The organism is Sphaerospermopsis sp. FACHB-1094 (genome assembly GCF_014696195.1).
GTDB lineage: Bacteria > Cyanobacteriota > Cyanobacteriia > Cyanobacteriales > Nostocaceae > Sphaerospermopsis > Sphaerospermopsis kisseleviana.
Map to the genome: position 1 here is coordinate 1 of NZ_JACJPT010000143.1, position 11,363 is coordinate 11,363.

Genomic DNA, 11,363 nt, shown 5'->3' on the forward strand with positions numbered 1-11,363 from the left:
CTAAACCCAAACAAGGACAATTGATTTTAATGTCCGGGTTATCAGGTTCTGGTAAAAGTACCACTGCTAGATATTTAGCGCGTAAACTAGGAGCAGTTCACTTGCGTTCTGATGCAGTGCGGAAACATTTAGCAGGTATTCCTTTATTAGAACGTGGTGGAAATGAGATATATACACCGGAAATGACTCAAAAGACTTATGACAGATTGTTAACATTGGGAATTACACTGGCTAATCAAGGTTGGCGTGTGATTTTAGATGCCAAGTATGACCGTCAACACTTACGCCAGCAAGCGATTAATCAAGCTACTCAACATCAATTACCCCTACAGATTATCCACTGTACAGCACCGTTAGAAGTATTGCAAGAACGACTTGTTAACCGTACTGGTGATATTGCTGATGCTACCGCTGATTTATTGGTATCTCAACTCAACCAAGCTGAACCATTCACAGACAAAGAACAACCCTACATTAAAATCTTGGATACAACTCAACCACTAGAGGAACAATTAAAAGAATTTGGTATTGATAGATAGCTAGAATTTGCTTTGATTCCTTATTTCCTATTTCCTATTTCCTATTTCCTGAAGTGATATAATAGGATAATTAAAACGTAAATATTCAGCCGTCAGCGGTCGGTTTCCGTTAGCAGCAGGTTAAAAAACACAAATTTCATCTGGCAAATTTTCCTCATCAACACTTACAGAATGTGGCAATATTATGATTTGAGCAAGAATCTGTCTACTTACTAGGTAAAAGCTGATTACTGATTACTGATTACTGATAGCTGAATGCTTACATTAAAACTGCGAGGTGAATTTCTATGGTAACTCTAGCACCTACTCACAGCGACACTCACACCAATAGCGTCATCCTCCATAATATTTCTTGGAATACTTTTGAAAGGATTTTATTAGAAACAGGTGATACTCGCAATAACAGGTTTACTTATAATCAGGGAATCTTAGAAATTATGACTCCATTAATGCCCCATGAACATAATAACCGTTTGTTACAAAATCTCATTATTGTTTTAGTTGAAGAGTTAAATCTGAACGTTAAAAGTACGGGTTCATTAACTTGTAAAAGAGAAGATTTAGCTAGGGGTGTAGAACCTGATTCTAGTTTCTATATTCAAAATGAACCAACCATGAGAAATAAAACCAGTTTAGATTTAACCCAAGATCCTCCACCTGATTTAGTTATCGAAGTTGATTATGCTAGTTCTTCTATTGATAAGTTACCAATTTATTTAGCTTTAGGTGTTCCTGAAGTTTGGCGTTATGATGAACCTGTAATGCAAATTTATAGTTTAGCTGATGGTAAATATATTCCTGGTAATAGTTCACCAACCTTTGCTAATTTATCTTTAAATACAGAAGTGCCTCAGTTTTTAGCTTCTAGCTTAGAAATAGGTGAAATGGCAATGATTAGGAATTTTAGAAGTTGGATAAAAACGCAAGTAGAAAATATTAAATAAATGTCAGAATTAGGATATCCAGGATTTGAGGATTTACAGGATTACTATTAAAAATAGTCCAGAAAAATCGTTATTATAAAAGTGATATAATAGAATAATTAACAATGCGAGGTGAATTTATATGGTAACTCTAGCACCTACTCACAGCGACACTCACACCAATAGCGTCATCCTCCATAATATTTCCTGGAATACTTTTGAAAGGATTTTATTAGAAACAGGTGATACTCGCAATAACAGGTTTACTTATAATCAGGGAATCTTAGAAATTATGACTCCATTAATGCCCCATGAACATAATAAAAGATTGATAGAAAAACTCATTGATACTTTAGTTGAAGAGTTAAATCTGAACGTTAAAAGCACAGGTTCATTAACTTGTAAAAGAGAAGATTTAGCTAGGAGTGTAGAACCTGATTCTAGTTTCTATATTCAAAATGAACCGATTATGAGAAATAAAACCAGTTTAGATTTAACCCAAGATCCCCCACCTGATTTAGTTATCAAAGTTGATTATGCTAGTTCTTCTATTGATAAGTTACCAATTTATTTAGCTTTAGGTGTTCCTGAAGTTTGGCGTTATGATGAACCTGTAATGCAAATTTATAGTTTAGCTGATGGTAAATATATTCCTGGTAATAGTTCACCAACCTTTGCTAATTTATCTTTAAATATAGAAGTTCCTCAGTTTTTAGCTTCTAGCTTAGAAATAGGTGAAATGGCAATGATTAGGAATTTTCGGAGTTGGTTAAAAACGCAAATATCAGAGAATGTCTGAATCAGGATATCCGGGATTTAAGGATTTACAGGATAATTCGTAATTATTTTGTCTGATAGCGAAGCGTGGCGTAGCCATATCAGGATGTCCAGGATTTGAGGATTTAGAGGATTTATAGGATGGTTATTTATAAATTGTCTGTGAATATTTAGATTTTATAAAATAAAACTACACCAAATAGTAAAAACATCAAATACAGAGTATAATTAAAATATAAAAGTTTGATATTCAGGATATTCAAAAATGTATCAAACAGATCCGCCCTTAGCGGCCAAAGAAACATTACCCACAATGTATGATCTGCCTAGCGAAGATCCAGAGGAGAAAGGTTTGCCGGATCAATTTCATTTATTGCAACCACAATTATTAGCAGATACATTTCTTCCTCCTCATTATAAACAAGAGGAACTTTTTACAGGAAGTGACATAAATCTGTATTTTGATTCTCGTCATCCATTGTGGTATAAACGCCCAGATTGGTTTGCGGTTGTGGGTGTTCCTTATTTGTATGAAAAAAAAGATTTGCGCTTAAGTTATGTAGTATGGCAAGAATCTGTTAATCCTTATATTGTGGTAGAGTTGTTATCACCAGGAACAGAAAAAGAAGATTTAGGTCAAATGTTGCGAGATGTGGAAAAACCACCTGGTAAATGGGAAGTTTATGAAAAGATTTTAAGAATACCTTATTATGCGATATTTGATCGTTATCAATCAGAATTTAGGATGTTTGAATTAAGGGGCGATCGCTATATTGAAACTTTGCGTTCTACACCTTCAGATGCTAATTCTCGTTTTTGGATTCCTGGGTTAGAATTAGGTTTAGGAATTTGGCAAGGGAGTTATAAAAATGTACAAATGCCCTGGTTACGATGGTATGATCAAAATGGTAATTGGGTGTTAACTCCCGCAGAACAGGAAAGAGAAAAAGCAGAACAAGAAAAACAGCGTGCAAACCAAGAAAGACAACGTGCAGAACAGGAAAAACAACGTGCAGAACAGGAAAGACAGAAAAAAGAAAAATTAATTGCCCAACTGCGTGCTTTAGGTGTAGAACCTGATATAGATTAAAATTCAGATCCCCGACTTCTGCGATTAATTAGGGGTTGCTGAGAAAGTCTTTCCGTGAGGGCATAGGAGTCAGGAGTCAGGAGTCAGGAGTCAGGAGAAGATTTGAAAATTTCTTTGCCATCTCTTGAAATCCCAAAAAATGCACACTTTTTCCGGTATACCCTTCAAAACCCTTGCACTTTTTTTCTGTTTATCAGCCTCTAACCTTTGATATATCAAGGTTTTAGGTTTATTCAGCAAACCCTAATTATAATTTTTTAGAAAATATGAAATTAAGAAGTCCGGGATCTTTAACATCTGATATATTATTTTTTTCCTACTTCCTTTTCTTCTCCTAAACGAGTAAAACGAATTTCTATTCTTCTTCTTGTTTGATCATCTTGTTTATTTTTCATAGGTGCAATTTCTGCTAATTGTCCATTTGGTAATATTAATTGTGCAGCAGAATAAGCACGAAATGATAAACCTTTTAATCTAACTTGTTTGTTTTGAATATCACGCAATATTTTCACAACTGATAACGCACGCATTAAACCTAAATCAGCATTAGAACCTGATTGAAGTTTTGTAACTGGAAATGTGCCACTAACTACTTTTTCTAAATTTACATCTAAATTACTATTTGCTTTACCATTAGGTGTAGCATCTGTATGTCCAATTATTTCCACAACGTTAATACCATATTTGTTGCTGGTACTTTCTATTGCTGGTACTATTTCTCTGAAAATATAGCTTAACATTTGAGGAGGTATTTCTGCACTACCTAACGCAAATCTATAATCACCTTGATCTTTGATAACTATGATTGGTGGTGCATCTGTGAGGCGTTTTTGATTATCTAACTCTCGTTTTAATTCCTCTACTTCTCTTTCTAAATCTTTAACTTTCAAAGGTAAATTGACTGAATTTTTATCAGGTTTATTTTGAACATTAGTTATTTGTGATATGATAATAGTGAGAAATAAAAATAACACTAAGATCATAAACGCATTGGACATTAAATCAGTAAATGCTTGCCAAACGTTTAACTCTTCATTGTATTCAGTGTAGCGTGAACGACGTGCCATAATTTCATGCTTTTACATTACAAAACAATATTGATAAACTTATTTGGTTTAAATTCATGATTCAGGTGTCTTTATTTATTACCTGTCTGAGTTGGTTGATAGAAACTTTAGTATCCTGTAAACTTTTATTACATTCTTGAATATTTTTAATGATTATCTCTAAACCTTGTTCATTTATATTTGTTTGCTTGTTGATACCCTGAAGGATATTATTATTTACTTTTTGATATTCTGAAGTTAATTGAGTGTTGTTATTTTCTAATAGGTTGATCAAATCTACTTTAATAGTCTCCATCTTCATGCTAAATTGATTAGTAGATCCTTCAAGATTGTTGATTAAAGTCTGAAATTGCTGTTGATTATGATCAAGGTTTTGGGAAAGATGAGAAATAAAGCGATCGCCTAAATTATCAAATGCTAAATTCATCTGTTCTGTATTATATTTGACAGACTCTAATAATTGATTCAGGGCGATTTGTTCTTGAGACAAGTTAGAAATAAAGCGATCGCCTAAATTATCAAATCCTAAATTCATTTGTTCTGTATTGTATTTGACAGACTCTAATAATTGATTCAGGGCAATTTGTTCTTGAGACAAGTTAGAAATAAAGCGATCGCCTAAATTATCAAATCCTAAATTCATCTGTTCTGTATTATATTTGACAGACTCTAATAATTGATTCAGGGCGATTTGTTCTTGAGATAAGTTAGAAATAAAGTGATCGCCTAAATTATCAAATGCTAAATTCATTTGTTCCGTATTATGTTTAACAAGTTCTGCATTATATTTCACAAATTCCAATAATTGATTTAGTGAAACATCTACATGACTTAAACTATCAGCTTTATCACTAACTTTTATTTCTACTTGCTCAAGTTTAATCATAGCTTCAGATAAACTATTAGCACCTTGTTGGAGTTGAGGAATAATTTCACTTAACTGAATTTGATTATTTTGATGTAACCCTAATAATTGAACAGAAGTTTGATTAACAACTTTAATATCCTCCCCTAAATTGATTAAATTATTACTTAAACTCTCCATTTGTGCCAACAAATTTATAATCAAATCAGTTGTTTCAGCCAAACTTGCAGCAGATTCAGAAAATTTTTGTTGTGTATTACTTAAATGCTCTGTAGCATTTGATAACTTTAAAGGAAAATCACTTTTATTAAAATTTTCAGCCGCATCTTTAAAAACTTGGGATGTTTGTTGCATTTCCGTCATCGAATCTTGCAAATTATTTATTGAATATTTAAACTCATCCGCAGCACCAGAAATAGTTCCAGCAGCAGCATCAAATTTTTCATAAACTCGTCTAGCTAAATCCATAGTTTGTTTATTTCCATCAGCAATTTGTTGTGCTACCTTACCCATAGATTTTTCTACCGCTTCGCGCACTACTCGACCAAAATTTGTTAAAAATTCATCCTGCTGATCTACCATTCTATTAACTATTCTATCAAGACGAGTATCACCTTGCACTTGTGGAAAATAAATATTATCTAGATAGTCTTCCAAAGAACTAAGCAGACGATATTTAGCAAGTCCACTATTAAAAATGAAATTGACTACCGTTAACAAAGCACTAAATAATAATCCCGTTAGACTGGTAGTAAAAGCAATACTCATTCCTTCTAATGGTTTCTTTAATTCAGCAACTAAATTACTGACATCACTAGCATTAGTTTGATTAATTGCTTGACTGAGAGTAGATAAATTAATAGTAATACCTAAAAAAGTACCAAGTAACCCAAATGCTAACAATAAATTGGGTAAGATGCGACATAAATAATCTATTTGTTCACAGGTGAAACCCTTGATTTTTTCTTGACTATAAACTTGATCAATTAATGCTGTTGTATTTACCTGTTCTAATTGTTGAGATGCTTGTTTAAATCTCTCCTCTAATGTTTCAATAATTTTTAACCGTTTCCCAGGTGCTTGTTTTTTAATCAATCTTTGAATTTTATTACTCAAATCCATTAAATATTTGTAAAGAGATATCCTAAGAAAAATAGTTACCAGAGATGGAAGAATCACAAGAACAACAGTGATAAAAATTAAATAAGGTGGTAGGGGTGGAATCATAAAAAATACCTTTGGTAGTGCGGAAAGATGGTTAAAAGTGGGTAGATGTGAACTACCCATAACAAGATGTTTTAGGTTAGATATTTGTCAAGAATTTTTTGCATTTGTATCTCATAATATTCTTGAGGAATCAAGTTATTATCAAATAACTCTTTTAAACGCGCTAATTCTGAGCGTAATTTATCTTGATTTTGAGTATCAGAATTATCCAGAGGAGAACTAGCTACTATTTCCCCAACAAGAGCTTTTTGATTTTCGATTTTATCTCTAGGTGGAAGTGAATTTTGATTTCTATTTTTAAACATTGCTTCCATCTTCTTCCAAAAACGATTTATTACCCCCTCTTTAATTGTAGGTTGCATATTATCTGGTGAAACATAGACTTTTTGGATATAGGGAAAATTAGGACTATCTTCCGGTATTTTTTTCAGTTTATCTGGAAATTGCCTGAGTTTAGGTAGATATTCATTATCCCATAATGTGGGATTATTTTGCATATCAGAAATTACATCATCTAATATCTTTTGTAAAGTATTCGCCATATTGCGGTTATTAGCTAAATCTTCTAAAGCTTGCATCCAATTTGCACTCACCGCAGCAGTGTAATAACTATCTCGGAAAGAGTCATAATGTTGAAATTCTACCTCCTGATTTTCCTGATTTTCGTTTAACAATTCCAAAGCTAAACAGGGATAAAAAATATCCTCCAGTTGTTCAATTATTCTTGCATCAGGGGGAATGATATCAGAAAAAGAAGTGCGAGCATCATTGTGTAAAAAAGATGTACCAGAATTTTGTTCTCTGATATATGGGTTTCGCATTCTTTCTAGACTACTAATTAATCTCAATGGAAAACCTGCATACTCATTGACAATTAAAATTTCATCATCTGCTTGTATTGCTTTTAAAACACTTGAGGAAATTCCTAAATCTTGTGTTAGCAGTTTTTTAAATTCTGTCACATCTGATTCGTCTGTATCTTTATATCCTATTAATTTACTACTTTTAGCAGGATCATCTCGAAAATAAGGATCATTCAAATTTAACCGCAGTAAAGGTTGAGCTTCCTGCATAATTTGTGTTAACCGAGTAGCACCTGCGGAGGAAGAATATTTTTTCATGAAGCGTTTAATCACAGAATTAACAATATTGCTACCACGAAAAGCAAATATTTTCACAACTTTGGGATCAATTTCCTGTTTTATTTGAGAGTATGTAACTCTTTCTCGATTGAGTAAAAATGCCAAGGATGGATCTTTACCAGTTGCTTCGGTAATCGCTGAACTTGCTAATACTAATTGAGAACGCAGATCATTTTCCGGTAACATTGTTTGATAGCAAAGTTCTATATCTTCACTATCAAAAATAGCCTCCCCACTCATTTCATCAAAATTCAATTGTTTTAATTCTCGTTCCTCTTTTTCATAAGCACTTTGTAAGTCTTCTATCAAACTGCTAAAAGCCGCAACTTGTTTTTCTCTTTCTTGAATGTGCTTTTGTAAATGATTAACTATTTTCAGTGTCTCTTGTAAAACTGTTAAATCAAAATTATGCCTGATCAGTTTACAAACTTCCTGAATAGCTTTTTTAGATTCATCTTGAAATTGGCTATTTTTTAAATTGCCAATCAGCATAAATTTATTTTCCAGTTCTTCAATTATTTGGTCAGTATTATCCCATTTTCTTTCTACATCTTCTATGCGTTTCATTCCCCCACAATCAGTTATGGATTCTTGCAAATCTCGTTGATATTTATGCAGTTCATGTTGCAGTGCTTCTAACCAATTACGGGTATTTCTAATAGAAAATTTAGCTTCTATGGGTGTAAGTAGCTGAATCAAATAATCATCAATATTGGTATTAAGTTCTTTGGCAATTTTAGGGGCAGATTGAATTAATTTTGTTAACCAATAACCGCGAATACTTTCCGTTTCTCCTGGTTGTACAGTACGGAATTGTTTAGTAAATTCTGTGGCTAACTGTTGCCTAACATTTGTCCGATCATCTTTATTTTTACATTCAGAGATTAACTTTAATAATTTAGTTTGCCAAGTTTTCAAACTATTAGTAAAAGTCTTGCTAGATTCTTCTACAGACTCGGATAATTTATTAATTAATCCATCACGTTTTGCTAGATCACTTTGCCAGTGATTTTGAATCAAAAATTGTTCAAGTAAGTTGACAGGATCAGGACTTTGACCTTTACCATTTAACCAAAATCTAACTAATTCTGAACTGACTTTAGTTAAGGCTATTTGAATGATCGTATCACGGGGAAAATAAATGGCGGAAAGTCCAAATGTTAAGTATCTTTGGCTATTAGGACGGGGGTGTTTATCTGGTTGAATTATGTGTTGTAAAAAATTATCTCGATTTCCTTTAACTACTGAACCAAGTTCACCAGAAAGTTCTAAGGCTATTTTATGGGCAATCACATTACATAGTTTACCTTGGGTGAGTATTTCATATTCTCCACCAGTCTGATTAGATAGCAAATAAGCATAATCAAAAGGTGGACGTTTTTCTTTAATAATGGACAGATTCTCAATATCATAACAAGCTGCAAATTCTGTACCAGGATTACTGTAATGGTTTAATTCTTTTAATGCAGCATAAGTATTAGCATTCATGTTAGGAGTATTACCATACAATTCTGGACTAATTACTAAATAGCCAAAAATGCGAGCGCCTTGATCCCCATAAAGATTTCTTAAACTATAAGCAACATCCAAAAACATTCCGCTTCCCGTACCACCACAAAGAGAACCAACAACAAAAATACTTAATCCCGGTTCTATTTTAAAACCTGATTTTAGTAATAAAGATTCGTGTCCTCTGGTGCGTCTTTCTGCTGTTTCAATTGCTGTTTTCACCTTTTGATAGTTGTGAAAAAATGCTAATCTTCCTACAGGTCTAATACCTTTTGCTCCCTCTTCCACTGCTTTAATATTCCGCAATAACTGAGGAGGAAACCAGATCCCAATATGATCATAAGGTCCGTAACTATTATATTCTGAACGTCGTTCTAGTCCGTCCACAAACATGGTGACATCTTTCGATGACATGGTAGCACTGACTTTTTCAGCTTCTTTAAAACTTAAATCCACACCATGATAGCTACTTCCTGTTCTAATACCTGTAACTTGGGTTGATGCTTTATCTGTGTCAATGTGAACAAAACTGACAATTGGTAAATTATTTAAATCTCCATAACGGTCAACAATTAACCGTCTAATTCGCATTAAAACATCTCTACCAGTACCACCCAAACCGATACAAATTGTACGGTTAATTCCTCTATATTGAGTTTCGTTTGTTGTTGCTTGATTCATAGTTTTTACCCTGAATACTATTTTTTGATTTTGATGGTTATTTCGTGTTCGCGCTGGCGTTTATCTGGACAATTTAAGGTAAAGTTAGAATTTGTGATCAGAGTTCTTGATTTTACTTTTTTGTTGTTGAGTTCAATCTTAGAATCTGATGTAGGAACTAGATAAAGTTTTTCTCCTTTACGTTCTAAATAAGCTTGTAATTCTCCACTGGGACAGTCTATAGAATCTACACAGGTAGGATCATATTCACCAATTGCAATTTTTTTATTATTTGGTAATCTACATATTTGTTCTTCATGTTCTCCATTCGATTCAAACTTGACTCGCACATCCCATTTTTTTTGTAATTTGGCAAATTTGAAGATACTGCAACAGGCAGCAGCCAATATTAATAATAAAATGAAACTGGGTAGCCATAACTGTTTCAGCAAATAAGGATTAACTAAACAAGTTTCTTGACCTCCTGGTGCTGGTGTACAAAATTCTTGAACCGTAGGATTTAGGTCTATTACAGATAGTGTATAATCTTTATTATCTTGATTTTTAATGATAAGCGATCGCTCTTTTAAAGGCAAAGTATTCAACCAATTTTTTCTTTCTTGACTTTCCGGGGATGTAGCAATTCTAAACGGACTATCACGAGGGGTTTCTATCCAAACTTCTGACGTAATTCCTGGCTTTGTAAATAACGGTGCATCAGTAACCCAAACAACCGACTGGGGTTTAATTGGTTGATTTTTCGTCAGCCGATTTTGATTAATCTGTGCTATACCTTGATATACTGTTAACTCTGCCCTTTGAATATCTGTACCATAACGATTTGGATCATAATTTAACGGAATTTTCGCTAAAATTTTATTAATATTTTCTATATTTTTATGATTAAAATATATCGGTGTTCCCAATGGATTTTCTAGAGAAATCACATCATCAGAAACCACATTTTGAGCAAAAGGAACAACATAAACAGAATCTCCCGGTTTGAGACTGTCTTCAACTATTTGACGTAACCGAATACGTCCTTGGTCATTTAAACCCACACTTTCCGTTACATCAATGGCCAACACAACATCACGTTTACCCCCTCCTAAGAGGGACACTAACCGCAAACCATCCTTTTGTGTGCCTGTCAGTGGTTGTCCAGGGGCAATTTTTGTCAAAGTCACAAACCCTATAACTCATTAAATAGTATATGTATAAATTTTATATCACAAATTACACTACAAATAAATAGTAAGTCTAGTTTAAAAGATAAGTCTTATCATAGTATTTTTACTGTTTTTAATATAAATACATTTATATACATATAAATTCGCAAATGCAAAAATTTAATATTATATGCACTCTTTCTAGTATTAGGTTTAAATAACAAAAATATAATCAGATATAATCAAATATTAACACCTGTAGCACAAAAATATCATGAATTTTTGCCTATATTAAGTATCTGAATACCATGCAAAGTCCCAGACAAATGATTACATTCGCAGTTTTGGGCAAATCTCAGAAGTGCGGTTGACTATTAATGAGAATTATAACCAAA

General features: G+C 33.0%; 8 protein-coding genes. 4 read left to right on the forward strand and 4 right to left on the reverse strand.

What is annotated here, in order from left to right:
- The 4 genes from H6F47_RS24790 to H6F47_RS24805 form a co-directional block, all read left to right on the forward strand.
- The coding region (locus H6F47_RS24790; protein WP_190651462.1) for an AAA family ATPase at positions 1-539 on the forward strand (539 nt) is incomplete at its 5' end.
- A 287-nt stretch (positions 540-826) separates the two neighbouring features.
- A complete protein-coding gene (locus tag H6F47_RS24795) occupies positions 827-1,483 on the forward strand; it encodes a Uma2 family endonuclease (RefSeq protein WP_190651464.1) in 657 nt (218 codons plus the stop codon).
- A gap of 121 nt (positions 1,484-1,604) precedes the next feature.
- On the forward strand, positions 1,605-2,261 hold the full coding sequence (locus H6F47_RS24800) for a Uma2 family endonuclease (RefSeq protein ID WP_190651466.1): 657 nt from the start codon (positions 1,605-1,607) through the stop codon (positions 2,259-2,261).
- 243 nt (positions 2,262-2,504) lie between these two features.
- Positions 2,505-3,329, forward strand: a complete 825-nt coding sequence (locus H6F47_RS24805) for a Uma2 family endonuclease (RefSeq protein WP_190651468.1) — start codon at positions 2,505-2,507, stop codon at positions 3,327-3,329.
- A gap of 305 nt (positions 3,330-3,634) precedes the next feature.
- Here the strand turns inward: H6F47_RS24805 and H6F47_RS24810 are convergent, their stop codons facing one another.
- The 4 genes from H6F47_RS24810 to H6F47_RS24825 all read right to left on the reverse strand — a co-directional run bounded on the left by H6F47_RS24810 (position 3,635) and on the right by H6F47_RS24825 (position 10,986).
- Positions 3,635-4,396, reverse strand: coding sequence for a flagellar motor protein (locus H6F47_RS24810; protein ID WP_190348732.1), 762 nt, complete (start codon positions 4,394-4,396; stop codon positions 3,635-3,637).
- A gap of 61 nt (positions 4,397-4,457) precedes the next feature.
- Positions 4,458-6,383 carry a hypothetical protein gene (locus H6F47_RS24815; protein ID WP_236104140.1) on the reverse strand — a complete coding sequence of 642 codons (1,926 nt, stop codon included), beginning with the start codon at positions 6,381-6,383 and terminating at the stop codon, positions 4,458-4,460.
- Positions 6,384-6,559: 176 nt separating this feature from the next.
- A complete protein-coding gene (locus H6F47_RS24820; RefSeq protein WP_137668835.1) occupies positions 6,560-9,820 on the reverse strand; it encodes a tubulin-like doman-containing protein in 3,261 nt (1,086 codons plus the stop codon).
- Positions 9,821-9,837: 17 nt separating this feature from the next.
- Positions 9,838-10,986 (reverse strand): vWA domain-containing protein, encoded by a 1,149-nt coding sequence (locus H6F47_RS24825; protein ID WP_137668836.1) that lies wholly within the window; start codon positions 10,984-10,986, stop codon positions 9,838-9,840.
- Positions 10,987-11,363 lie beyond the last annotated feature (377 nt).

Coding starts and splice junctions, on each gene's coding strand:
- H6F47_RS24795 (WP_190651464.1), top strand. CDS start 827: ATGGTAACTCTAGCACCTACTCACAGCGACACTCACACCAATAGCGTC.
- H6F47_RS24800 (WP_190651466.1), top strand. CDS start 1,605: ATGGTAACTCTAGCACCTACTCACAGCGACACTCACACCAATAGCGTC.
- H6F47_RS24805 (WP_190651468.1), top strand. CDS start 2,505: ATGTATCAAACAGATCCGCCCTTAGCGGCCAAAGAAACATTACCCACA.
- H6F47_RS24810 (WP_190348732.1), bottom strand. CDS start 4,396: ATGGCACGTCGTTCACGCTACACTGAATACAATGAAGAGTTAAACGTT.
- H6F47_RS24815 (WP_236104140.1), bottom strand. CDS start 6,383: ATGGATTTGAGTAATAAAATTCAAAGATTGATTAAAAAACAAGCACCT.
- H6F47_RS24820 (WP_137668835.1), bottom strand. CDS start 9,820: ATGAATCAAGCAACAACAAACGAAACTCAATATAGAGGAATTAACCGT.